Genomic DNA, 20,631 nt, shown 5'->3' on the forward strand with positions numbered 1-20,631 from the left:
ATACTTGCGCGTTGACAAGCACTGTGATACAATAATTTTTACATGCGGAGAGGTACCCAAGAGGCCCAAGGGGGCTGACTCGAAATCAGCTAGGCGGGTCAAACCGTGCGTGGGTTCGAATCCCACCTTCTCCGCCATTACTCGCAAACACGCGGTGTGACTACGATTTCAGTACGATATGTGGTACGTAAGCATCCCGAAATACATACGTTAGAACGCTAGCTGATTCATTAGCGCCTAACTGATTCGATCCTCCTACGTTAATAATGCGTAGGGGGATTTTTTGTTATGGATAAGCGTACAGGACGTAAAACGGTAAATGGGCGTACACCTATCGCGGAGGTAGGGTTGCCGTCATTCACGTTAGAAGAAGCGGTAGAGTTCGTTATGAAGGTGAAGCGCGCAAAGAACCTAAAGGAACGTACGCTCGACGGATACGTTCAGAACATGCGTTACTTCATCGATTGGGTAACGGAGAGGTACAGCGCGGATTTACCGGTCCAGGACGTTACAGCGGCTATTCTACGCGATTATGTGTTGTGGTGCGCGGATGAGAAGGAGTATTACGGCGGCCATCCGTTTAAAGCGGATTATAATAAGGATCGGCGCGGTTTATCTCCGGCATCCGTTAACGTTCGTATACGTGTTCTAAGGACTTTCTTCATGGTTCTCTATGCGGAAGAGGTGATCGAGCGTAATCCGGCGTTAAATGTGTCTTTGATGCGTCAGGACGTCGATACAGTCCAACCGTTAACGGAGGAGGAGCTCCGGCGGTTTATGAAGGCGCCCGATCAGCGTCAATGGGCGCAATGGAGAGATTACGTAATCATGATAATGATCCTAGACGGCGGATATCGACTCGGCGAAATATGTGCGTTAGAAAAGCACGAGATAGACTTCGCGCGCAAACAGATTACGTTGCCGGCATCGAAGAATAAGAACCGTAAGAGCCGCGTTCTGCCAATGTCTACGGAGACGATGCGCCTTCTAAAGCAGCTAATAACGGAATCAGCGCAGCATTTTGAGTCGTCATACGTATTCACAACGAACTATGGCGAGCAATTGAGTGAGAAGACGATACAGAAATCGTTTGATAACTACGCGGAACGGGCGAAGCTTGGCCGGAACGTTTCACCGCATGTACTGCGCCACAATTTCGCGACAATGGCAGCAGAGAACGGTATGAGCGTATTCCATCTGCAGAAGCTTATGGGGCACGCGGAAATCGCCACAACACGTAAGTACGTGCAGCTTAGTTCGGAGTCGATCGCGGATCAACATAAGCGTTATAGCCCGCTTGGGCGCATTCTAAAACGATAAGGTAATTCACCTGTACATACCAAAAATTATGATATAATAATAAGTGGGTAAGCAATACGGAGGATGATTGTTTATTACTGTTTATGAATCATTAGATATTTTATGTGGGTTTGGTGGATTATTGATTTCTGTATTAGGTTTTGTAGTTGTACTTATCAAAATGAATGTTGAACAAAAGAAAAAGTAGCCGTTATCCCGCGAAGGTTCAGCTACTCTTAAAAAGAAAAAATCATGCTTACCCAAAGGAAAAGCTGCAGACGTTCCAGCGTCTGTAGTTTTTTCTCCTATCTTTATTTTACTTGACCTCTGTATTGATAGCAATAATTTATTATCACGTATCATATAGATACGCTACATGAATATACTGCGGGCAAGTGCGTCATACATGGCGGCGAATGATAACGCTAGTCGAGCGGAGTATAAGCGGCTGGCGGATGAGCTACGGAGAGTTAGTGGACAGAGGATGTAAAAAGGCGCGGTTATTAGCGGAGATGGTTCCGTTGGTGGCCGTGCCTTTTTTCGTTTAGTTACAATGTGGAAAGTCCTAATCGAACTAAGGGAGAATATAACGTATGCTGTTCACGTGCATGTTCGTCATTCACCCTGACATAGCCCCGTGTTGTCTCTATGTCGGCATGAGCCACTATACGCTGAAGTGTGAACAACGATCCACCGTTAAGTAAGTATGTTGTACAAAAATAGCTCCGGAACTGGTGCGGATACGCTAGTTTAGGATCAACACCGACCTTTAATGCATATTCTTTTAATAATTTGCGAAATCGATCAGTTTTCAAGGGCTCTCCGTTTTGTGATAAAAAAATAAAGTCTGAGTCATAGTATGTCCTATTCCTTTTAATTAGCGCTAATAGCTCGCGTATAGTTCCTTGTGATAAAGGTATGACGCGCGGTTTACGATTCTTATTCATCCAACCAGGTAATTGGATACAACGAGCTTTTACATCAAGGAGATCTAAGGTTAAGCGGATCGCCTCTTGTATGCGGAAGCCGCCGTCAGCTAGTAGTAGCATCAACGTACGATCACGGAGCCCCGTGGGTGTGTTTGTGTCTGGTGCACTAAGCAGTTTTCGTACATCATCGTCTGTAAACGTGATTCTATCTTCGCGGTCATAGCGTGGTAATTTAAGTTTAGCAACAGGATTTGTAGTTAAGTAGTTTTCATCAGCTAAAAAATTGAAAATCGTACGTATAGTGCTTAATCTAGAGATGATGGTTTGCCTAGATAAGTTACCCGACTTCCGTCTACCGTCGGTCGCATTGCTGAACTTTGTTTTGTCCAACATGAAGTTAACATATTCTCTAATCCTTGCCGCCGTTATGGTGCTAATTAAGCAGTCTTCCGATAGCCAATCGATAAAATATCCCCAATTAATAATGTAGACTTGGGCTGTTCTAGTGCGAACCCCTTCCGATATCTTTGCATTGTAGAATATTGTGAAAGCATCAGCTAAAAAGTAATTTGACAAGAACACGCCTCCTTAGATTATGTATTATTAATATATCGGTATATATTTGCATAAACTTTAACGCTTTACAGTGATAAACGAATTTCCGACGCATATCTAACGAAGCCTCAACGCATTTCAACGCAAACGAAAAACGCCCGCCGATCTAGTCGGTGGACGTAATATATTCGTATTATTTATTCTTCGCGTATGGGTACAGCGCCTAGTATGTCCGCCATAGGGAACCATTCACCGTCGACCATTACGCGTTGTTTGAGCGTATCAATACGGTCAACAACGCCGATTACGTTTAAGTCCTCGAAGCGGTCGTATATCCGCAATGTAAGCAGAGTCCGATCCGATAACGAGGCCGATATCACGCGTTCGATATCCTCAACGGCATCTGCGTCAAGTATTGGTTTTTCTTTCGCTTTTAACTCGCGGTTATATTCGTTTATGCGTACTTTATGTTCTGGTAACATCATGCGCGATGCTTCCCACATTCCGTTGCCGGTTAATTTGTTAGCCAATCCACTCACCTCACGCTTATTATATGCGAACAAGCGTTCGTTGGTCAATGCGAATAGTCAGTGATCTAGAGTGGGGAAGATGCTATTAATCAACGAAAGGCTTTTATTCTAAGTGATTCTATGAGTTCTTTTTCAGTTTTTTGGACATGTTCGTATACGTTATCGTTGCTTTTGGTTTTCCATAAAGAGTTTGATAATCCAACTAAACTCGCTTTTGCATCTTTAATTTTACTTAGGCTCGGAACCAGTCCTAGAAAGGAAAACATTCGATAGCCAGGTATAACCTGAACAGCGCCTAACAACTCACCAGCCATTGATCTTATTTCTGAACTTGTTCTTTGTCTTTCAGAAGCAAGCAGGTCATTATTTAGATTTTCTTCTGTTAGTTCGACAGGGTTATGATATTGGTTTGCGTAGAGTAGTAGCGTACGTGCTACCTTGCCAATAATCTTTTTCAACTCGACTATAGGCTCGATTATAACTTTAAGGCACAACTGACTAACAATGAATAGAATCAAACCTCCGAATATTGTTGTTACGAATGTAATCCAGTTAAACCCTGACATTTTAAACACCTCCAGTATGTTTAGCGTATACAAACGTACAATTAGCGATCATAAATCGTTCCTCGCGTATTTTCACCGTTTCATCCGTAATTTCGACAATACACCCGCTACCAATTAGTTCGTTATCCTGGAACGCAAGGATCGTGGATTGATCGAGCGCGGCCGTATAGAAGTGGACTGGTGCGGTCATCTGGCGGAATCCTTTATATTTCATTTTTCATTTCCTCGGGTATTGTTATTAAACTTGTTCATGTAACGTAAGATTTCGCCGATACCGATGATGATAATTCCCAAAGAGACATTCGTAATTAACGCATTCCAGCTCGATAACAAACCTACGATTAGACCAGCTATAACTACGATTGTACCCGCAATATTGAAGAAGTTAATCGTAGATTTCGCGTTAGCTTCCGCAATTTCCTCATAGCTTCGCTTGTTTCTGAGTGCGGTCTTATCACCGTCTTTTACTTTAGGAATATTGTCCATTTATTCAACCCCCGTATGTATTGTTTTTATCCGTCAATTTGCCGTTCAGAGATGTTTTATCTATAGAATAGTATAATGCTTTATACCACATATTGGGAAGTGAAAAACCCGCCATAATCAGCGGGCATCAAACGTCATAAATCCGCAATTGTAAGCACCTTCGCGTCCATCCCGTCCAACAACGCCGTCAACCGCTTCTGCCGGTACTTGCTCACTGTAACGTACATAATCTGCGGGAACGGACCGTTCTTCGCCTGCCATCGTCCGGTAGCGCAGAGCTCGCGGTATAAGCCGATTTTACGTTCATTCTGCGTTATAGCCGCCGTGTCCGCCGACTTTCACGATGCTCTTATTCATTGTGCTTATTTCCATTATCTGCGAAAATAAACATAGCGCGTTGTAAACATAATAGGGGGACTTTTCAATGAAAAAGATAATATTTGCGCTATTTGTACTTACGTTGTTGACTGCTTGTGGAAATAACTATGAGGGCGCGTTAGTGCAAACGACATACGTATTTGGTGAACCAGGTATGGATTCGTATGTAAATGTAAGCGACGTTGCAGACAAAACACCAGAGGAAGTTGCTACTGTTCTGGGTGAACCGTTATTCAGTGAAACTTTTGACTTCGCAATGGGTCCGGACAAGACGGAATTACCTGTCACGAAGAATTATTACTCCGCGATGTTGGATGACGAAGAGGGCGCCGAAGTTGGTCGCGTAGAAATAATATTCGCTGACAACGGAGCTCGCTGGATTCGCGTTAATCTCATAAAAGGCGAGTATAGTAAGTACGATCGTTCCGCGATGCTCACACTTGTAGGTATTGAGCGGATTGATATAAGCGAAGCTAAACCGTTGTCCACAACGTTTATGGGAGTAGGAGGATTTCATCGCGTAGAAATTCACGAGGACGGCCCTAGCGGTTATGGGACGATATTAGTAGTAACTCAAGGCGAATACGAATAAAAAACGGTCACTCTACGTCATTGCGGCGTAAGGTGACCGTTTTTTCTTATGAGTTAACGAGTATTTTCTGTCAATCCTCCGTGTCTACTAACGTAAGAATCTCACGAATATCTGTAATTTCAAGTGCTTCCGCGATTTTAGCAATGTGGGAAAAGTTTATATTTTCTCGTTTTCCGTTAGTTAACTCTGAAATAGCAGCGCGCCTTACATCTGTCATATTTGAAAGTTCAAAGAGCGAAATTCCCCTTTCTTTAAGCGTATTACCAAGGGTTACGGTTACTGTTTTGCCCATTCGTTTAGCCTCCATTAAAAAAAGTATTGACTGTACGTATAAGCGTACAATATAATCAAAACAAATGACGTACGCATAAGCGTACAGTGGAGGTTTTATTAATGCCCAAATTAACCGATATCCGCTTCGTAATCACACCAGATCGTCTCGCACATATCACGTTACTTGATTCCGGCCGCAGCCTAGTCGTACAAGCCCCGTTTCTTCGCAGCCTGCTCGAACTCCATCCACGTACTGTTCTCGGTAGCACCACTATCGACCATGTTCAACTCCGTATGCTTGGCGTTATACCTTCCCTCGAGGAGGTGACCGTACATGATTCTCGCGTTACAATCAGCGCCTAATCCACAAATCCGTCGTCGTTCTGTTAAAGGTCGTCTAATTGCTCGTGTCATTGGCGCGCTGTGTGCCGAGCTTTTATCCGGATTCGTAGGAGGATTGATGTCTCGATGAAACGTCGCTTTAAGATTCTTCCGGTTTATAACGGTCCTCAGCCATGGTTAAACGGCCGAACGCGTCACAGGAACGTTTATGGTGAGTACGTCAAGATCGAACGCACACGCATTTACTTGGAGGTGTTTCCGCGATGAAAACGACTGTCCACCGTATGGCGTTTTATCTCCGTAAAGTCAACGATTACAACGGAGCGCGCTTCGATATACTCCGCGGCCGTCCCGCTAGGAAGCCGCCCGCAACGCGCCCATCACGTTTGTTACTGTATAAGATTGCGTTGTACAAGCGTATCCGATCGGAGGCCGGCGTATGTTGACTCCGATTAAGATTCGCATTAATGCTTCGGACTATGACGGATTCCTTCTGCCGGATTCCGCACACGCCCTGTACGTTTCGGAAGGATTTGCCTTTCTTATCGCGGTAACCTCAGCGAATAATCAGTACACACAATTACGAGAAGCGTTCGTCGTCTCGATTGAGGCCGAAGAGGACGCAGAGTTCATTGCGGACCTGTACCGTCGTCTGACGGAGACTAGCGCCTACGAGCTGCTTACATGCTACTATGTCGAAGAGTACGATGCATTTAACGTTCCGCTTGAATAAGTGCCGGCTGGTTACCGGTCGAAACGAATAGCCTGTATTTAACGCAGGTAATTCGTCGCGGATAACCTATGCTCCCACATGCGTTATTCCGTTATTTTAGTTTGTCCGCTGTCTTGCGCTAACATTTCAGCGGAGCGTACCCGACCTGGCTCAGCGTCATTGTTTTACGTTCGTACCATTTCGCGGAAACGATATGGAGCGCCATGCGAACGGCTTTAAACGGTTGTGGCGGCAAACGCAATCGTGCTTTACTCCGCCGTCGATTCGCTGCAACGTCTCGGCGGCATCGGTTGTACTCGGCTGTGGCGGCCGGTTCATATATGTACGGTACTTGCGTGGCGGCTCGGTCGCTGACGGTGCGGCAACACTGGATAGGCACACGCGATATACCGGAAGTGTGGGGCGCTCGATGCGGTGTCAAACGTTGTCGGGCGCTTCCTTTTGACTAATAATACGAACACATGTGCGCATGGTTTCAAAAGTTTTAAATTATTTTTTGTCACGATGTCCCAATTTCATGATACTAGGTACTTTCTATTATAGGGAGGTTAAAATTAATCAGCGCAAAAGTGTGCGAGATGCAATCGGTCGTCGTCAATAAAGTAACAGCGGGAAAATGTGCGAGAGCAAAAGTGCCTCCGAATAATACAGTATCAGCGAAAAAAGTTTACGTAAAAGTGTGCGAGATTGAATTTGCAGTTCGTATAAACAGTATAAGACGAAATTAATTCGCGCCAATGTGTGCGAAACGTGATCGGCCAGCGACTATATAAGTATAGGCTGCGCAACGGCTCCATCAAAAACTGGCGGGGCTGAACGCAAAAAGCCCCCTAGTGAAGGGAGCTGATTACCCACGCGACGAATCCGAGGATTATCGCAATGGCTCGTGGGCTTATTTCGAAAGTAGTTTTGGTAACCTTCATCAGGTCACCTCCTTTACAATCGAACAATCCAGCTTGGATTAAGCGATGCGTCTCCGCCATGGAACACTATTATATTAACATAATTTTACTAGTTTCGATAGGAGAGTTGTGCACTATGAAAACGTATTTCTTTTGCTACGACGCGGGGTTGAGCCGTAAGCTTCGCGCTAAAGGTATCCGTCATATTACGGTCGCTGTCCATCCGAATACTTGCCGCATGTTTTGGCTGTACGAACAGACGCCGGAACTGTCCGCGGCACTAGGGCCGATTAAATAGCGGAGAGGACGCGATTAAACAATGCTGCGGATAGTAGACAGGATTTTCGATTTGTACCTCATCCAGCATTACCATTACCTTATTCAAATGAAGGACGGCAGCTATATAACGCGAAATGATCGCCGTAAGCCGCTACGTCAGCATCATCTACAGAGCCACCTTAACGGAAAGCTGCCGGTCGGCACGTTCGCCGGCGCCTATCTGACGAAGTTTATCTGCTTCGATATAGATTATCGCGATCCGGATACGGCACAATGGGTGACATATAAGATAGCGCAGACGCTGGATGCTCACGGTCTACATAATTACGCGGTATCATTTAGTGGTACTAAGGGTTACCACGTTGAATTATTCTACGATAAAGCGATATCGGTCGATGCGTCGCGTCAGTTTTTCGAGTATATCGTGCATAAAGCGGATTTGACCGCGGCAACCGGAGGAGAAATAGAGTATCGGCCATCCGCGACACAAGGAGTTAAGCTTCCGCTCGGCATCAATCAGAAGTCCGGCAACTATTGCGGATTCTGTACGGTCGAAGACGGTCTGCGTGTTATGGACCGAGAAGAGTCGGCCGCATATTTTCTCGCGCTAAAGAAGACGGCTCACGCCGCTATCCTCGCCATTATTGCGGGAAATCAAGCATATGACAATCGCGCTGCAGGCGACATGGAGAACGCGATCAGCCGCCATAAACCGCTAGTAATATACGATCAGTCGGAGAGCTACACGCTATCATACGCAGCCGATCGTTACTATACGGGATTGACCGGTCCAGGCCAGCGTCATAAATCGTTCTTGCTGCTTGCGCGACTGATGAATCATAACGGAGTTGAGCGAGCCGACGCGGTAGATTCAATAACGGAATGGTTCGGATGGCAGGACGAACGGTTTTATTCGACGGAGTGGAGTCTTTGTGTACGTGATTTACGAGAATGTGTCGATTACGTATACGATCATGATAAGACGCTCATCGTCGAGCAACGCGATTTGACAGTAACGTTTGCGGAGGTCGACGCTATTATACGGAACTGTCCGCGGAAGAATCAAAAGGCGCTAACGTTTGCGATGCTGATACATTCGAAAAGGCTGGCGAACGAGAGTGGCGTTTTTTACATGACGTATAAGCAGATGGAGGAAACGGTAGGCGTAGACGAAAAAACGGCGCGGCGGCAAATTAATCAGCTTCAAAAGTTAGGCGTTGTAGAAATCGTAAGCCGGAATCAGAAGCAACAAGGCACGTTTAAGAAGAAACCGAATTTCTATCGGATGACGCTTAAGAGTGACATAATCGAGGACGCGCGAGTATTTACAATAACGGGCGATACCGATGTAGGTGAGAGTATAAGGTACTTTTATACGGAGAAGGAGATACGTGCGTTATTACCACGGAGACAGAGTGAGGCGGTATTAGCGGAGGCATAGACATCCTAAAAGAATAAATATACCTCTTATAGGGCAAAACGTACATTTTTATCCCATTATCTTTATTTGTCAAATATAGCACATAACAATCAAATAGACAAGTGGAGGGCGATTAAACAATGAAACACGCTAATCCAGGCACAGGAGCAACTGAGTATGCGCGCAACCTAACCGTCGGCCTCACACGCGAGAAGGCTGCGGTAGTTATTCAAACGCACACACCGGAGGATAGGCGCGTTAAACACTGTGACTATTGCGGGTGTCTATGGCGTGACGGAAGCCTGCGTAATACGTCTCGGACGTGCTGCGATGAATGCAAAACCTCGCTTAAGACGGAGCAACGAGCACGGCAGCGGGCAGAAAAAGCTTTACTGAGCGGAAAGGTAAAAAAGAAAACAAAGCGCGACTTAAACTACGTGTGGTGGCTGGAATATCCGTTCTGGCTCGATGAATACGAGATGTTAAAACTGTCGTGGAAGTACGAGGTCCCTACGGATTTCGAAAAACTAGACATCATTAGCGCGCAACAACAAATCCACGGACCAGGAAATCGAAAGAAGGGCAACGGTAGCCCGAACGATGATTAACTTTAAGTGGCGACAAAAAAGTATAAGTAGGAAGGACTGTTAACGACAGTCCAAGCGGGATTATTATAGGTGACATTCTAATACAGAAAGGGGCAGAAGTGTATGGATTCGACAGCGGTAAGGGCGATACGTATTAAACTTGGCTTCACGCAAGAACAATTCGCCGCACAGTTAGGGGTCAGCCGGTCGTTAATCGCGAGCGTTGAGGCCGGATTGCGTGTAGTCAGTCTGAAGCTACAGATCAAGATTGCGCAATTGGTCGGTATAGGTGACGAGATTATTGAAGCGATTGAACGCGCCCGATACTCGGCGGATCTAGCGCGATAGCATGATGAGTCTTACGAGCTGACGTTAAACGGTCGGGCTTCACGCGGGCTCCAATACGAAGACGTACGCAAACCGCAGCGGACGCGACGAGGATGATACGGAATGATAACCGTAGCACAAGACAATGGAATCACTTTAATAACGTACCGCGAGGATAAAAGGCCGCTTAAACTCGCCGTATACGTAATCGACAGCCATGAACGCGGCGTCCAGTTATCGCGCATAAACGGGTTTGTTGAAAAGGAGTCCAACGCACCGGAACATTTAGCGCGCATGGAGCCGGCGAACTTTTGGGCGATGATCGAACGGCTATCGACGCTATGCTGCCGTGAGTATTCGCCGACGACGAACTGGGGCGTGACTAAGCCGGAGATTCGCGGCGCCGTCTACTTCTTCATTAGCGCGGCAATCAGCGCCGGCAACTGGCCGAATGAGTATTCGATCAACGAAAAAACGTTCGTTCAACATGGCGTAGATTAAGCGTCATTTTAGACGTTGCAGGCGCGGAGGGTGTTATCCTACTCGGCGCTTATTTGTGCGTCTTAAACACGGCGAAAACACGGTAAAACGTACGGAGGTGAACGACATCAACGATAGGGCCGATCAAGCGACGCGATATTGCGGATATATTCATCCGGATCGAACGTGTACGCTCATGCAACTGCTTAATACGGAGACGGACCCGCGTTGCCGATACTGGCGTGACGATAGCGGAGAGACGTGCCGATACTTCGAACTCTGCGTCATTAAAAACCGGAGGTGACTGCGCTGTTATTCATATCGTCGATTGAAACGGTCAGTGCGTACAAACGCCGTGTAGTGATTTGCGATACGGAGTCCGACTTCATTACGGAATTAATTTACGGGGACAGCGTTACGGAACATCAAATAAAAATGCGAGCGCTGAGTGTCGTAAAGCAACCGCGACGAAAACGTAAGTAACCAAACGGAGGGGACAATGAATGATGAACGTATGGAATGGACAACCGCTGGAAGAAATGACCGAAGTATACGCGAGGATCGGCCCGTCTCTCGGATTCAGTGAGCGCAAGCCGGAGGTCACACGTCAAGGTCCGGACTATCAACCGGTAAGCTCATCAAAGCACGTAGATAAAGTCCGTTACTATAACGCTGAAAAGAAATTCGGAAAGATCGGCGAGCAAGGCGTATTCTTTCATATCAGCGCGGTCGTAGACGGTAACGCGTCGTTCGTCCGCGAAGGTGTGACACTGGCGTACGAAGAAGGTACGGACAGGCACGGTAGGTTGTGCGCGGTCGACGTACAGCTCGTAAAGGAGCGTACTTAATGAGGCCGCTTATTGAATTAGTGCTGACGGACACGAACGGAATTCGTTTTATGGTCGCGCACCTATACGATAACCGCGGCCAACGCATAGACCAGTTGATCCTTCCAGCTATGGACGATCATATCGTCAAATACGCCGTTATTGATCTGCTGGCCACACACAAAATCGATACGGTCGACATGCTAACGGACTGTGACGACGTGTTTAAGACGTTTCTCCCGTTAGTGGGAATTAACGTTTCATTTACACCGGCTTCGGAGCTAGGATCGTTGTACCGCGTGTTTGAAAAGGATTCGGACGAGTATCCGAGCCTTAGCGATCTATGGTTTCCGGAAGTGACGGCTGCGGAACCGGAAATAACACGTCCGACTTTCTGGCGACGAATCCTAAATGTAATTATAAAACTAATCAAACGGGGGCAATAAACGATGAGAAAATGGGACTTATACGAGAAATACACAGAGCAGGATGCGCGATTCCATAAGGTGATCGAGGGTTACCGGCTTAAAGTGGTTGACGCGTACGAACTTGTTGCAGAAGCTAAATTCGCACAGTCCGCGTTGCTTAAACGTGAGTTTGCGGAAGGCGTCGATCTGAGCGCGGAGAAGGCAGCTAATCGCGATAAACTAGCGGAAGCCGAGCGTAATCATGTAACCGCGCAAGAGGAATGGCGGCAGGCGAGCGATTACGGACGTCAGGCAGGCGCGGTCGACCGTATTAGCGTACGCGACCTTGTGCTCGACTGGAACGGTCCGCATATACGCGTGATACAGGAGACGGAGTTGCAGCCGATTCTCGACCGTATGGCAGAGGCAAAAACGGCCTACTATAACGCAGTTCTCGACTATTATGAGCTGATGGCGGACTACTCTCCAATGTATAAACTCATAGCTGACCTTGGATATGAGGACGATAAGACCCGCCCAGGCGATCACCGCTCTGTACACATGATCGACAGCGGGGTGCAACTTCCGAACATTCTACGCGAAGACCTTATTAATATCGAGGAGTACCGTAAATTACCGGACGGCATTAAGCGTATTAAAACCGGAGGTGCAAAGTAATGGATCAGCGCGACATTGTTTCCACGCTTAGCGGCATTCAGCGTAAACTAGCGGACGGCTCCGAAATTAGCGAAGCGGACGTCGAGCAAATGGCAAAGGCAGCCGCAACGACCGGACGTCTTGAACATCGCGCCCTGTTTGCGGAAGCCAAACGTATTCATCGCGATGGTCCGGACAAGCCCGCGGAGCCGCCAGCGCCGGCAGAATCGGTAACCGTGGAAGAAGTAGAGGCAGCGCGAGTACAGGCGAAAAAGACAGGGCTTATTACCGACCGAGTAGCTTATGTAGCACTGAAAACAAAAATCGAGGATCAACGGACTGGCGCGTAACTGCGTCGGTCTTTTTAATTTAAACGGAGGAGGTGACGGATGGACACGAAGCAACTTTACGAAAAGGTCAGCGAAATTCTCGGGCCAGTCTCGGACCATAGTGGCGGATATTTTTCGAAAAACGCATGGGCGCTGCATTTCAAGCAAATTACGGTCCGTCAGTTTGTTGACGCGATGCTCATTGCGGATGATGTTTTTTCGGATGGAATCGCGGAGCTACGCCTTATACGCTTTCCGAAAGAATCCCAACGCAACGAGCTCGCTAAATTAATCGAAGGGCTAGGCGAGTTCCGGCACGGTTTAACTGCGGTCATTAAGACTGCGGAGAGCGGCGAGCAGCGTTGGGAAGTAAGCGATAAATACTTCGACAAGTCTTATAAGGCGACCGTCGATTATTGGGATAACGAAGAAAAATAACGGAGGTGATCGGATGACAGAGCAATACGTGAAAGTGAGCGTCATTTGCGCCAGCATTTTACCGTACAGCGGGACTTATCAAGAGATCCGCGTCAAAGCGTTGGGCACCGGCGAGATTACGCTAGAAAGGTTCACGCAAGATATGCGCATCGCTGACGATAAATTCGCGCAGGCGATCGCGGACCTTAAGGCGATCCGGTTCTCACGAATGGCACAGCGCGCAGCACTAGCGAAGCTTATTAGCGGCTTCCAATCGTTTCGTCACGGTATCGCGGCGTCGATCAAAGGCGCAGCTGGTAGCGATGCAAAAGCGTGGCAAACGGCAGAGCAATTCTATACGCGAGCAACGAAATCGAGTGCAGAGTATTTTGATCATGCGTACAAAGACCGAATGAAAGGAGTTGGAGTGTAATGGCATTTGATTTAATGGCACGTTTGCGGTTAGTAGACGATATGTCACGTCCGCTACGTAGAGCAACGTCAAATATAGTCGGTTTCGGTGCGAAGTTGACGGGGATTTCCGCAGGACTCGGAGCGTTAACGGCCGGAGTATCGGCAGTGGCCGTCGCGTCGGACTCGATTAAAAAAGCGATGAACTTCGAATCGCAATTCTCGTCAATCCAAGCGCTGACCGGCGCAAGTAACGATGAGATGGCGAAGATGCAGGCGCTTGCGCTTAAGATGGGCGCGGCTACGAAATATAACGCGTTAGAAGCAGCGCAAGGTATCGAAGAGTTGTTAAAGGCGGGCTTAACGCCAGCGACCGTACAAGCGGGCGGACTAGAAGCGGCGCTCAACTTGGCGACGGCAGGCGGACTCGGACTTGCGGATGCTGCCGAGATCATGTCGACCGCGCTTAACTCGTATAAGAAAGACGGATTAAACGCCGCTAAAGCTGCGGACATACTCGCGGGTACAGCGAACGCATCCGCTACGGGCGTCGACGAGTTGCGATACTCATTGGCGGCAGTATCAGCGGTTGCAGCAGGCGTAGGATTTACGTTTGAAGATACGAACGTGGCGCTCGGTCTATTCGCAAACAACGGTATCAAAGGCTCCGATGCTGGTACGTCGCTGAAAACGATGCTATCGAATTTACAGCCGACGACGAAGGATCAGATCGCGCTATTTAAGAAACTCGGATTGATGACGGCTAAGGGCGCTAATGCGTTCTACGATGCGGACGGTAATATTAAATCGCTCGACGACATATCCGGAACGTTGCAGAAATCGTTGAAGAAACTTACGAATCAACAACGGTCGCTAACGTTAGAAATGATCTTCGGCTCAGATGCGGTGCGTGCCGGTAATATCCTGTACAACGAAGGCGCTGACGGAGTTAAGAAATTCCGGAAGGAAATGTCGCAAGTAACCGCGCTCGACGTTGCGAAGAAGAAAATGGATAACGCAGCCGGTGCGGTCGAACAGTTTAAGGGCGCTATTGAGACGTTGCAGATTGCGGCACTGTTACCGACGATGCCGATTATTAAAGACTTCGCGACGATGGCGGCTGATGCGGTCGAAAAGTACACTCCGCAGATTACCGCAGCCATGTCGAGCGCGATGGAGAAGCTACGTACATTCATTAATACGAACTACTTCGAAAATGACGATTTCATGGCGTTAAACTTCGCGGATAAAGTTAAGGTCGTAGCTGCGGATGTCAAAAGCGTATTTGATACGTGGTGGGCGAGCTCCGGTCAGGCGACGTTTACGGCGGTATCCGAGAACATTACGGCGACGTTGTTAGCTTCGTTAGGAAATTCCGTAGGAACTATTGCGGAGATAGGACTTAAACTCGGTCAATCGGTAGGTACCGGAATCTTGTCGGGTCTTAATAGCATGTTAAAGGATCACCCATTCCTTAGCGGTATGATAGTAGGCGCAGCTACGCCAGGACCGATTCCCGTAAAACTCGGAGCTGCTGCCGTTACCGCAACCGAAGGAGCTACTCGTTCAATCGGGCAGGAACTAAACGGATATATGCAGAAGGCTTGGAATTCGATTCCTTCTATTCCGTTTGTCAGCGGCGATAATGCGCAGTTTCCGGATGGAAAAACGGGTCTGCAGGGATTATTCGCGAAACATAAGGAATCCGGCGGTCTATCACGGGTCCCCTATAACGGATTTCCGTCCATACTCCACAAGGACGAAGCCGTATTAAACCGCGGACAAGCTCGCGAGTATAGAAACGGCGAGGGATCAGGCGGAGGCGTGAATATCATCGTTAACGGCGGTTTAAACGTACGCAAGGAATCGGACGTAAACGAAATCGCAACGCAGTTATATCGCATGATTAATAGCGCAGATCAAGCAATGGGGGGGGGGCGTGAGATCGCGTTGAAGCTGCGATAATGTAACGGGAGGTTTTTTAAAATGATTGATGAAGGCGGAGCCGCGTCCAAACTCCACGGCTTAATAAGAAGGATCGGCGCGAACCCATTTGATAAATACGAATTTGCTACGGTTATCTCTGTTTCGCCGCTACTTATCCGCATTGATGGCATGAAGATCGATATCGATGCGAATGATTTCGTAGTTGCGGAGCGATTGACGAACTATACCGTGACGTTGAAGCGCGCGGATGGTATCAGCGAAGAGGTTACGATCGAGAGCGGATTGCGCGTTGATGACCGCGTTATCGTCGTACAAGCAAGCGAGGGGCAGAGGTATTTCGTAATAGATCGGATTTAACGTGTGAGTACGTGCAAAAATAGAAAGGAACGTGATTATATGCTAAACGCAGGGCAATGGGTCGCAATCGAATGGCTCGCGCAAGTAAAGAACGGAGGCAAGACGCAGGACGAAATCGCGGAATTGTGCGGTGTGACGCGTAAAACGTTGTGGCAATGGCGCCGCGATGACGAGTTTCAACAGGAATTGAAGCGCGAAATGGTTCGTCATACCGGCGATCGTCTACCGGATATACTTAACGCGATGGCAGACAGTGCAATTACGCATAAATCAGCGGCCGCAGCGAAGTTAATACTGCAGGCGAACGATATTCTCGTCGATCAAGTCCGGATTGAAGCGAAAGTTAAAGAAGCCGTGGACGTTGAGACGCTTAGAGCTCGTATTGCAGCGCTTCAACTTCGCGCAGAATAACGAAAAGGACCGTTCTTCCTACGTGGAGGAGCGGTCCTTTTTTGCGTTAATGTAACCTTACGGGGGAATTTTACGTAATCACGTATTATCGTACGTATACGCATTCTTACGCAGTTTTACGCGGTTTCACGTGATGAAACTAAAGTAACGTAAGGTTACGTTTTGAACAATACGAGGGGTACGTATGTAGCCAAACGTTAAATAATCGTGTCTGAGCGTATGAGAGTCCGTAAATGCATGCGTGACGCGGTATTTCAGCGTTAATTGCCGGACAAATCCGTACATATGAAGGCTACGTGGGGCTACATACGACTCCGATGACGTGAAATGACCGTAATACCACGCGGCATATGGGATGATAGCGATTTTTATACCGGAGTATACCGGAGTTATAGTGCATTTTACCTGCTGACGTCTCTTGGCGCGAGGGGTCTTAAAATTTCGGGGGGTCAGCGTGCATAATTATACGTTAAATATGCATAAATTGCGCATGATTACGCTGTATAAAAGACGCCACGCCCGCCCTCGTATGGATATCCGCGTAAACTCTACGATCGCGACCGTTTTCGACACCGTGATGATTATCAATCAGCTAGGTATGTACGTGAATATTTATGCATAAGTAGCCGTCACGAGTAACGTTGACCCCAAGGGCCCTTGTCGTATTGTCTTCTACAACCGCGTGCAGTATCCACGTTGTCATTAGAACTCGGGAGGCTCGGAGTACGAAAACGAATGATAAAGACGCTCCTAACATCAAAACTAACGTTGTGATATTATGAAGGCATTCAAATATTTTACAAAAGAAACTAAAAGGAAGTGACAGATTGGGAAAAAGCATTGAAGAAATTAATAATAATTTGAGAATAACCATGGCCGCAGAATCCTATCCAGTACTTAAGAATCTAAAATACTTCAGAGATTACAACAATTATATTAATAGCACTATAACTAGCGATAAAACTTTGTTAGATGACAATCATAAATATGTTGAAAACGAGCCTAAAAATTTGACAATGGAACTTTTGAGTTATCATAGCGAAATACTAAAATACAATGCATTTGGAAACATAATGAGAATATCCTTGTTGACCTCACTATGTGCATTTATTGAGATGGTTATAACAACCTCTTGTCTTGCTTATGATACTGACAAGAGTTACACAAATTACAAAAGAAAACATAAAAAAATGAGTATTATTCAAAATGCTAAGAGTTTTTTACTTAGTAAAGGTCACTCAGAATTGAACGGTATTTCTAACTGGGAATACATATCAGATATGATGAAAATCAGAAATCGCTTTGTACATGAGGATGGAAAAAGTAATAAAAGCGTAGTACAAATATTAAGTTTGTATGATTTTACTGTCGCTGATGGGAAAATCGTTTTAGGTGATGATTTTATTGCTGATTTTATTGACGTTTTAGAAGAATTCTCAATTAGTTTTGCTAAGTTACTTTATAAAGATGAAAGCTTTTCAAAGAAGTTAATGGATAAATTAGGGATCGATGGGAAACAGTTTGCTACGGCACTAAACGTGTTATATAATAGTAGAAACTAATTTAATAAACGTAGAGGTAACCGAATCAGTCCGTAATGTGGACGCAAGCAAACGTATATATTACGGGGCTTTAGCGCGCATAACGTATCGACAACGTGACTCGAAATCAGCTAGGCGGGTCAAACCGTGCGTGGGTTCGAATCCCACCTTCTCCGCCATTATATTAAACATTTACGGTTCCTTCAGAGGAACCGTTTTTTTATGTCTTTTTAATAGATTAGGAAATACAAAGGAATAAATAATATAGAAAAGAGAGCTCTTGCGAGCTCTCTTCCTGACGGTGAATAATGGCTGAGTCGATCAATTCTCACTGCAAGCTGTTGAAACATCATTCGTCAATCGGAACAAATCAGCTAAAGCTTCATTAAATCCTTTTGAGCACAATCATACACGGCCGATTGAACGGTAACGTGTATCAATGCTCGAATGCGCGTGTGTTACAGACAAGTGTCTTTGGCACAACCCTCCGCTTCTCTCCTGAGTGGACGAAATCCTCACGCGATGAGAGCTAATCCGTTTTTAGACGGGTATAGTGTCTCCGCGTTTGCCGAAATGGTTCAATGGAACCACACCTCTCTTGCACCGTCAAAAATTAGAATGGCCAAACTGATGTTTTATTATTCAAAACCATGTGGAAAAATTAATGGCCCATTCGTTTCCATTTACGCTCGTGGTTAGAGGTGTCAGGAAAACGCTGCCCTTTGCTGAGTTTGACCTTCTTCGGATTATTGATTCCCATATGAAATGAGTTCACACCGTCCTCGATGTATGTGCCATCATTCGGAGCTTTGTCGCCCGGCGAAAACATTGTACCTTCACCCATTATGATCAGCCTCCAGCTTATATTTAGAGCGGATAGATAAATGCACATGATCTATCCCTTCATGTTGTAGTATTAGCGGGCAATGGAATTTGCATGAGTAGCAGATAACGGCTATAAATGGATGAATCATCGCCAGAAGTTGCCTGAGCAGCACCATCATCTATTTTCGCTTGTCATAGGCGTTCAGATTTGATATAGTATAGAGATGCGAGCAGAAGCTCGTTCCTTGCTCCATTTATGGGGCCGTTAGTCCAAGAGGAGGTGAAACAATATGCGCAAATATGAAGTAATGTACATCGTTCGTCCAGACGTTGAGCAAGAAGCCTTGCAAGCGATCGTTGACAAATTCCATGGCATTATCTCCAATGGCGGAGAAGTCACAAAGCAAGATGTGAGCGGAAAACGTCGTCTTGCGTATGAAATCAACAAGCTTCGTGATGGTTATTTTGTACTCGTTCATTTCAATGCAACTACTGAAGTTGTAAATGAACTTGACCGTATCATGAAGATTACGGATGAAGTTATCCGTTCGTTGATCGTCAGAGACGCCGCTTAATCCAAGCTGGATTGTTCGATTGGGAGGTCAGAAACGATGTTGAATCGTGTTATACTAATTGGTAGATTGACGAGAGACCCAGAGCTTCGCTATACACCTGCAGGTGTCGCAGTTACACAATTTACGTTAGCAGTAGATCGTCCGTTTACAAGCGGTGGTCAAGGTGAGCGTGAAGCGGATTTTATTCCGGTTGTAACATGGCGTCAACTGGCCGAGACTTGCGCCAACTATTTGCGCAAAGGCCGCTTAACAGCGGTTGAAGGTCGCATTCAAGTTCGGAATTACGAGAACAACGAAGGCAAACGCGTCTACGTGACGGAAGTTATCGCTGATAACGTTCGGTTCTTGGAATCCAACAAAGATGGCGGTGGATCGCGTGAAGAGGGTGGAAGCAGCTACAGCGGCGGTACAAGCACCGGCGGAAGCAATTTCGGCGGCAATGCGTCCCAAAGCAGCGGTAACCGTCCATCTGGTAATAACTCACGTAACGACAGCCGTGATCCGTTTCAGGATGACGGACGCCCGATTGATATATCAGAGGATGATTTGCCATTTTGATAATGGTGTAGCTCAGGCTGCACATGTCAATGGAGCAGTTGCACAGCCTTTAGCTGTTGTGTAATTGTAATATTTTCAACGATAAGGAGGATACCTATCATGGCTTTCAAGCAAAGAGATAACGGTGGCGACGAGCGTCCAGAACGTAAGTTCAGCGGACGTAAAGGCGGACGCAACAAACGCCGTAAAGTTTGTTTCTTCACTGTAAACAAAATTTCTAAAATTGACTATAAAGATGTTGATTTGTTGAAAAAGTTTATTAGCGAGCGCGGCAAAATCTTGCCACGTCGTGTGACTGGTACAAGCGCGAAATACCAACGCTTGCTTACAATCGCAATTAAACGTTCACGTCAAATCGCATTGCTTCCTTACACGACTGAATAGGTTGATGTCTGGAATCAAAAAGCCTACTGAGGTTTCTCAGTAGGCTTTTTTTGTATTTCTAATCGAATGATACGCATATATTCACGAGGTAAATAAGGGGAATATGGCTCTAAATGATGGATAGAATCATGCGCAGAATATATTTTGTATTGCAGTAAGGATGCAGGCTGCAGCACCTGTTTGCTTCGCTGCTGATCCATTTGCTGATCCAAATGCCATGCGCCAGTTAAAATCAGAATGAAAATGAATGAGCTGATCGCTATTTTTGTACGCCGCATGATGATCACTCCTTTAGTAAGAGTAATCC

Annotated in this window: 33 protein-coding genes and 1 tRNA gene; 25 read left to right on the plus strand and 9 right to left on the minus strand. The window is 46.4% G+C overall.

Going from position 1 to position 20,631, the window contains the following annotated elements; genetic code table 11:
* Window positions 1-46: 46 nt before the first annotated feature.
* From AC1DOV_RS15830 to AC1DOV_RS15840, 3 genes are all read left to right on the plus strand, one after another.
* Window positions 47-137: transfer RNA gene (locus AC1DOV_RS15830), tRNA-Ser, on the plus strand.
* Window positions 138-288: 151 nt separating this feature from the next.
* Window positions 289-1,320 carry a tyrosine-type recombinase/integrase gene (locus tag AC1DOV_RS15835; RefSeq protein ID WP_477550393.1) on the plus strand — a complete coding sequence of 344 codons (1,032 nt, stop codon included), beginning with the start codon at window positions 289-291 and terminating at the stop codon, window positions 1,318-1,320.
* A 67-nt stretch (window positions 1,321-1,387) separates the two neighbouring features.
* Window positions 1,388-1,507, plus strand: coding sequence for a putative holin-like toxin (locus AC1DOV_RS15840; RefSeq protein WP_477550394.1), 120 nt, complete (start codon window positions 1,388-1,390; stop codon window positions 1,505-1,507).
* A gap of 340 nt (window positions 1,508-1,847) precedes the next feature.
* Here AC1DOV_RS15840 and AC1DOV_RS15845 read toward each other — a convergent pair whose 3' ends face one another.
* From AC1DOV_RS15845 to AC1DOV_RS15870, 6 genes are all read right to left on the minus strand, one after another.
* Window positions 1,848-2,804 carry a tyrosine-type recombinase/integrase gene (locus AC1DOV_RS15845; protein ID WP_477550395.1) on the minus strand — a complete coding sequence of 319 codons (957 nt, stop codon included), beginning with the start codon at window positions 2,802-2,804 and terminating at the stop codon, window positions 1,848-1,850.
* Window positions 2,805-2,980: 176 nt separating this feature from the next.
* Complete coding sequence (locus AC1DOV_RS15850; protein ID WP_477550396.1) at window positions 2,981-3,313, minus strand: YolD-like family protein; 333 nt, start codon at window positions 3,311-3,313, stop codon at window positions 2,981-2,983.
* Between the two features lie 89 nt (window positions 3,314-3,402).
* Window positions 3,403-3,879 (minus strand): hypothetical protein, encoded by a 477-nt coding sequence (locus AC1DOV_RS15855; RefSeq protein WP_477550397.1) that lies wholly within the window; start codon window positions 3,877-3,879, stop codon window positions 3,403-3,405.
* Window position 3,880: 1 nt separating this feature from the next.
* The gene (locus AC1DOV_RS15860) at window positions 3,881-4,093 is read right to left on the minus strand and encodes a hypothetical protein (protein WP_477550398.1); all 213 of its coding nucleotides are present in this window, start codon (window positions 4,091-4,093) and stop codon (window positions 3,881-3,883) included.
* Complete coding sequence (locus AC1DOV_RS15865) at window positions 4,090-4,365, minus strand: hypothetical protein (protein ID WP_477550399.1); 276 nt, start codon at window positions 4,363-4,365, stop codon at window positions 4,090-4,092. Before AC1DOV_RS15865 ends, AC1DOV_RS15860 begins: the two co-directional genes overlap by 4 nt.
* Before the next feature lie 117 nt (window positions 4,366-4,482).
* The gene (locus tag AC1DOV_RS15870; protein ID WP_477550400.1) at window positions 4,483-4,626 is read right to left on the minus strand and encodes a hypothetical protein; all 144 of its coding nucleotides are present in this window, start codon (window positions 4,624-4,626) and stop codon (window positions 4,483-4,485) included.
* Between the two features lie 163 nt (window positions 4,627-4,789).
* Between AC1DOV_RS15870 and AC1DOV_RS15875 the strand changes: the two genes are divergently transcribed.
* On the plus strand, window positions 4,790-5,335 hold the full coding sequence (locus AC1DOV_RS15875; RefSeq protein ID WP_477550401.1) for a hypothetical protein: 546 nt from the start codon (window positions 4,790-4,792) through the stop codon (window positions 5,333-5,335).
* 70 nt (window positions 5,336-5,405) lie between these two features.
* On the opposite strand, the gene AC1DOV_RS15880 is transcribed toward AC1DOV_RS15875, so the two are convergent.
* Window positions 5,406-5,627: a helix-turn-helix domain-containing protein gene (locus tag AC1DOV_RS15880; RefSeq protein ID WP_477550402.1), complete on the minus strand. Its 222-nt coding sequence runs from the start codon at window positions 5,625-5,627 to the stop codon at window positions 5,406-5,408.
* Window positions 5,628-5,942: 315 nt separating this feature from the next.
* On the opposite strand from AC1DOV_RS15880, the gene AC1DOV_RS15885 reads away from it, so the two are divergent.
* From AC1DOV_RS15885 to AC1DOV_RS15970, 18 genes are all read left to right on the plus strand, one after another.
* Window positions 5,943-6,080: a hypothetical protein gene (locus AC1DOV_RS15885; RefSeq protein ID WP_179089762.1), complete on the plus strand. Its 138-nt coding sequence runs from the start codon at window positions 5,943-5,945 to the stop codon at window positions 6,078-6,080.
* Window positions 6,077-6,217, plus strand: a complete 141-nt coding sequence (locus AC1DOV_RS15890) for a hypothetical protein (RefSeq protein ID WP_477550403.1) — start codon at window positions 6,077-6,079, stop codon at window positions 6,215-6,217. Before AC1DOV_RS15885 ends, AC1DOV_RS15890 begins: the two co-directional genes overlap by 4 nt.
* 172 nt (window positions 6,218-6,389) lie before the next feature.
* Complete coding sequence (locus AC1DOV_RS15895) at window positions 6,390-6,683, plus strand: cupin domain-containing protein (protein ID WP_477550404.1); 294 nt, start codon at window positions 6,390-6,392, stop codon at window positions 6,681-6,683.
* A 1,038-nt stretch (window positions 6,684-7,721) separates the two neighbouring features.
* On the plus strand, window positions 7,722-7,883 hold the full coding sequence (locus AC1DOV_RS15900) for a hypothetical protein (RefSeq protein ID WP_477550405.1): 162 nt from the start codon (window positions 7,722-7,724) through the stop codon (window positions 7,881-7,883).
* Window positions 7,884-7,904: 21 nt separating this feature from the next.
* Entirely contained in the window at window positions 7,905-9,305 is a 1,401-nt protein-coding gene (locus AC1DOV_RS15905) for a TOTE conflict system archaeo-eukaryotic primase domain-containing protein (RefSeq protein ID WP_477550406.1), read from the plus strand.
* A 119-nt stretch (window positions 9,306-9,424) separates the two neighbouring features.
* On the plus strand, window positions 9,425-9,892 hold the full coding sequence (locus AC1DOV_RS15910; RefSeq protein ID WP_477550407.1) for a hypothetical protein: 468 nt from the start codon (window positions 9,425-9,427) through the stop codon (window positions 9,890-9,892).
* 102 nt (window positions 9,893-9,994) lie between these two features.
* Window positions 9,995-10,219: a helix-turn-helix transcriptional regulator gene (locus AC1DOV_RS15915; protein WP_477550408.1), complete on the plus strand. Its 225-nt coding sequence runs from the start codon at window positions 9,995-9,997 to the stop codon at window positions 10,217-10,219.
* A 102-nt stretch (window positions 10,220-10,321) separates the two neighbouring features.
* Window positions 10,322-10,699 (plus strand): hypothetical protein, encoded by a 378-nt coding sequence (locus tag AC1DOV_RS15920; protein WP_477550409.1) that lies wholly within the window; start codon window positions 10,322-10,324, stop codon window positions 10,697-10,699.
* Between the two features lie 482 nt (window positions 10,700-11,181).
* Window positions 11,182-11,526 carry a cold-shock protein gene (locus tag AC1DOV_RS15925; protein ID WP_477550410.1) on the plus strand — a complete coding sequence of 115 codons (345 nt, stop codon included), beginning with the start codon at window positions 11,182-11,184 and terminating at the stop codon, window positions 11,524-11,526.
* Window positions 11,526-11,951, plus strand: coding sequence for a hypothetical protein (locus tag AC1DOV_RS15930; protein WP_477550411.1), 426 nt, complete (start codon window positions 11,526-11,528; stop codon window positions 11,949-11,951). Before AC1DOV_RS15925 ends, AC1DOV_RS15930 begins: the two co-directional genes overlap by 1 nt.
* Before the next feature lie 3 nt (window positions 11,952-11,954).
* Window positions 11,955-12,590, plus strand: coding sequence for a hypothetical protein (locus tag AC1DOV_RS15935; protein WP_477550412.1), 636 nt, complete (start codon window positions 11,955-11,957; stop codon window positions 12,588-12,590).
* Entirely contained in the window at window positions 12,590-12,919 is a 330-nt protein-coding gene (locus AC1DOV_RS15940) for a hypothetical protein (protein WP_477550413.1), read from the plus strand. Before AC1DOV_RS15935 ends, AC1DOV_RS15940 begins: the two co-directional genes overlap by 1 nt.
* 39 nt (window positions 12,920-12,958) lie before the next feature.
* Window positions 12,959-13,336: a hypothetical protein gene (locus AC1DOV_RS15945; RefSeq protein WP_477550414.1), complete on the plus strand. Its 378-nt coding sequence runs from the start codon at window positions 12,959-12,961 to the stop codon at window positions 13,334-13,336.
* A gap of 13 nt (window positions 13,337-13,349) precedes the next feature.
* A complete protein-coding gene (locus tag AC1DOV_RS15950; RefSeq protein WP_477550415.1) occupies window positions 13,350-13,748 on the plus strand; it encodes a hypothetical protein in 399 nt (132 codons plus the stop codon).
* Complete coding sequence (locus tag AC1DOV_RS15955; RefSeq protein ID WP_477550416.1) at window positions 13,748-15,691, plus strand: phage tail tape measure protein; 1,944 nt, start codon at window positions 13,748-13,750, stop codon at window positions 15,689-15,691. Before AC1DOV_RS15950 ends, AC1DOV_RS15955 begins: the two co-directional genes overlap by 1 nt.
* Before the next feature lie 21 nt (window positions 15,692-15,712).
* Window positions 15,713-16,030, plus strand: a complete 318-nt coding sequence (locus tag AC1DOV_RS15960; protein WP_477550417.1) for a DUF2577 domain-containing protein — start codon at window positions 15,713-15,715, stop codon at window positions 16,028-16,030.
* A gap of 39 nt (window positions 16,031-16,069) precedes the next feature.
* A complete protein-coding gene (locus AC1DOV_RS15965) occupies window positions 16,070-16,441 on the plus strand; it encodes a phBC6A51 family helix-turn-helix protein (protein WP_477550418.1) in 372 nt (123 codons plus the stop codon).
* 827 nt (window positions 16,442-17,268) lie between these two features.
* Entirely contained in the window at window positions 17,269-18,003 is a 735-nt protein-coding gene (locus AC1DOV_RS15970) for a hypothetical protein (protein ID WP_477550419.1), read from the plus strand.
* 640 nt (window positions 18,004-18,643) lie between these two features.
* Here the strand turns inward: AC1DOV_RS15970 and AC1DOV_RS15975 are convergent.
* On the minus strand, window positions 18,644-18,826 hold the full coding sequence (locus AC1DOV_RS15975) for a YjzC family protein (protein ID WP_076266580.1): 183 nt from the start codon (window positions 18,824-18,826) through the stop codon (window positions 18,644-18,646).
* A gap of 271 nt (window positions 18,827-19,097) precedes the next feature.
* Here AC1DOV_RS15975 and rpsF point away from each other — a divergent pair, with 271 nt between their 5' ends.
* From rpsF to rpsR, 3 genes are all read left to right on the plus strand, one after another.
* Window positions 19,098-19,382: a 30S ribosomal protein S6 gene (rpsF, locus tag AC1DOV_RS15980; RefSeq protein WP_054025758.1), complete on the plus strand. Its 285-nt coding sequence runs from the start codon at window positions 19,098-19,100 to the stop codon at window positions 19,380-19,382.
* A 36-nt stretch (window positions 19,383-19,418) separates the two neighbouring features.
* A complete protein-coding gene (gene ssb / locus AC1DOV_RS15985; protein ID WP_054025757.1) occupies window positions 19,419-19,940 on the plus strand; it encodes a single-stranded DNA-binding protein in 522 nt (173 codons plus the stop codon).
* 99 nt (window positions 19,941-20,039) lie between these two features.
* Window positions 20,040-20,324 carry a 30S ribosomal protein S18 gene (gene rpsR / locus AC1DOV_RS15990; RefSeq protein WP_054025756.1) on the plus strand — a complete coding sequence of 95 codons (285 nt, stop codon included), beginning with the start codon at window positions 20,040-20,042 and terminating at the stop codon, window positions 20,322-20,324.
* Window positions 20,325-20,347: 23 nt separating this feature from the next.
* Here the strand turns inward: rpsR and AC1DOV_RS15995 are convergent, their stop codons facing one another.
* The gene (locus AC1DOV_RS15995) at window positions 20,348-20,602 is read right to left on the minus strand and encodes a hypothetical protein (RefSeq protein WP_477550420.1); all 255 of its coding nucleotides are present in this window, start codon (window positions 20,600-20,602) and stop codon (window positions 20,348-20,350) included.
* Window positions 20,603-20,631 lie beyond the last annotated feature (29 nt).

Source organism: Paenibacillus sp. 01T47, assembly GCF_056398245.1.

What these genes read in the sequence shown, in the direction of transcription:
- AC1DOV_RS15835 (WP_477550393.1), top strand. Translation starts at nt 289, where the DNA reads ATGGATAAGCGTACAGGACGTAAAACGGTAAATGGGCGTACACCTATC.
- AC1DOV_RS15855 (WP_477550397.1), bottom strand. Translation starts at nt 3,879, where the DNA reads ATGTCAGGGTTTAACTGGATTACATTCGTAACAACAATATTCGGAGGT.
- AC1DOV_RS15860 (WP_477550398.1), bottom strand. Translation starts at nt 4,093, where the DNA reads ATGAAATATAAAGGATTCCGCCAGATGACCGCACCAGTCCACTTCTAT.
- AC1DOV_RS15865 (WP_477550399.1), bottom strand. Translation starts at nt 4,365, where the DNA reads ATGGACAATATTCCTAAAGTAAAAGACGGTGATAAGACCGCACTCAGA.
- AC1DOV_RS15870 (WP_477550400.1), bottom strand. Translation starts at nt 4,626, where the DNA reads ATGGCAGGCGAAGAACGGTCCGTTCCCGCAGATTATGTACGTTACAGT.
- AC1DOV_RS15875 (WP_477550401.1), top strand. Translation starts at nt 4,790, where the DNA reads ATGAAAAAGATAATATTTGCGCTATTTGTACTTACGTTGTTGACTGCT.
- AC1DOV_RS15880 (WP_477550402.1), bottom strand. Translation starts at nt 5,627, where the DNA reads ATGGGCAAAACAGTAACCGTAACCCTTGGTAATACGCTTAAAGAAAGG.
- AC1DOV_RS15885 (WP_179089762.1), top strand. Translation starts at nt 5,943, where the DNA reads ATGATTCTCGCGTTACAATCAGCGCCTAATCCACAAATCCGTCGTCGT.
- AC1DOV_RS15890 (WP_477550403.1), top strand. Translation starts at nt 6,077, where the DNA reads ATGAAACGTCGCTTTAAGATTCTTCCGGTTTATAACGGTCCTCAGCCA.
- AC1DOV_RS15895 (WP_477550404.1), top strand. Translation starts at nt 6,390, where the DNA reads ATGTTGACTCCGATTAAGATTCGCATTAATGCTTCGGACTATGACGGA.
- AC1DOV_RS15900 (WP_477550405.1), top strand. Translation starts at nt 7,722, where the DNA reads ATGAAAACGTATTTCTTTTGCTACGACGCGGGGTTGAGCCGTAAGCTT.
- AC1DOV_RS15905 (WP_477550406.1), top strand. Translation starts at nt 7,905, where the DNA reads ATGCTGCGGATAGTAGACAGGATTTTCGATTTGTACCTCATCCAGCAT.
- AC1DOV_RS15910 (WP_477550407.1), top strand. Translation starts at nt 9,425, where the DNA reads ATGAAACACGCTAATCCAGGCACAGGAGCAACTGAGTATGCGCGCAAC.
- AC1DOV_RS15915 (WP_477550408.1), top strand. Translation starts at nt 9,995, where the DNA reads ATGGATTCGACAGCGGTAAGGGCGATACGTATTAAACTTGGCTTCACG.
- AC1DOV_RS15920 (WP_477550409.1), top strand. Translation starts at nt 10,322, where the DNA reads ATGATAACCGTAGCACAAGACAATGGAATCACTTTAATAACGTACCGC.
- AC1DOV_RS15925 (WP_477550410.1), top strand. Translation starts at nt 11,182, where the DNA reads ATGATGAACGTATGGAATGGACAACCGCTGGAAGAAATGACCGAAGTA.
- AC1DOV_RS15930 (WP_477550411.1), top strand. Translation starts at nt 11,526, where the DNA reads ATGAGGCCGCTTATTGAATTAGTGCTGACGGACACGAACGGAATTCGT.
- AC1DOV_RS15935 (WP_477550412.1), top strand. Translation starts at nt 11,955, where the DNA reads ATGAGAAAATGGGACTTATACGAGAAATACACAGAGCAGGATGCGCGA.
- AC1DOV_RS15940 (WP_477550413.1), top strand. Translation starts at nt 12,590, where the DNA reads ATGGATCAGCGCGACATTGTTTCCACGCTTAGCGGCATTCAGCGTAAA.
- AC1DOV_RS15945 (WP_477550414.1), top strand. Translation starts at nt 12,959, where the DNA reads ATGGACACGAAGCAACTTTACGAAAAGGTCAGCGAAATTCTCGGGCCA.
- AC1DOV_RS15950 (WP_477550415.1), top strand. Translation starts at nt 13,350, where the DNA reads ATGACAGAGCAATACGTGAAAGTGAGCGTCATTTGCGCCAGCATTTTA.
- AC1DOV_RS15955 (WP_477550416.1), top strand. Translation starts at nt 13,748, where the DNA reads ATGGCATTTGATTTAATGGCACGTTTGCGGTTAGTAGACGATATGTCA.
- AC1DOV_RS15960 (WP_477550417.1), top strand. Translation starts at nt 15,713, where the DNA reads ATGATTGATGAAGGCGGAGCCGCGTCCAAACTCCACGGCTTAATAAGA.
- AC1DOV_RS15965 (WP_477550418.1), top strand. Translation starts at nt 16,070, where the DNA reads ATGCTAAACGCAGGGCAATGGGTCGCAATCGAATGGCTCGCGCAAGTA.
- AC1DOV_RS15975 (WP_076266580.1), bottom strand. Translation starts at nt 18,826, where the DNA reads ATGGGTGAAGGTACAATGTTTTCGCCGGGCGACAAAGCTCCGAATGAT.
- rpsF (WP_054025758.1), top strand. Translation starts at nt 19,098, where the DNA reads ATGCGCAAATATGAAGTAATGTACATCGTTCGTCCAGACGTTGAGCAA.
- ssb (WP_054025757.1), top strand. Translation starts at nt 19,419, where the DNA reads ATGTTGAATCGTGTTATACTAATTGGTAGATTGACGAGAGACCCAGAG.
- rpsR (WP_054025756.1), top strand. Translation starts at nt 20,040, where the DNA reads ATGGCTTTCAAGCAAAGAGATAACGGTGGCGACGAGCGTCCAGAACGT.
- AC1DOV_RS15995 (WP_477550420.1), bottom strand. Translation starts at nt 20,602, where the DNA reads ATGCGGCGTACAAAAATAGCGATCAGCTCATTCATTTTCATTCTGATT.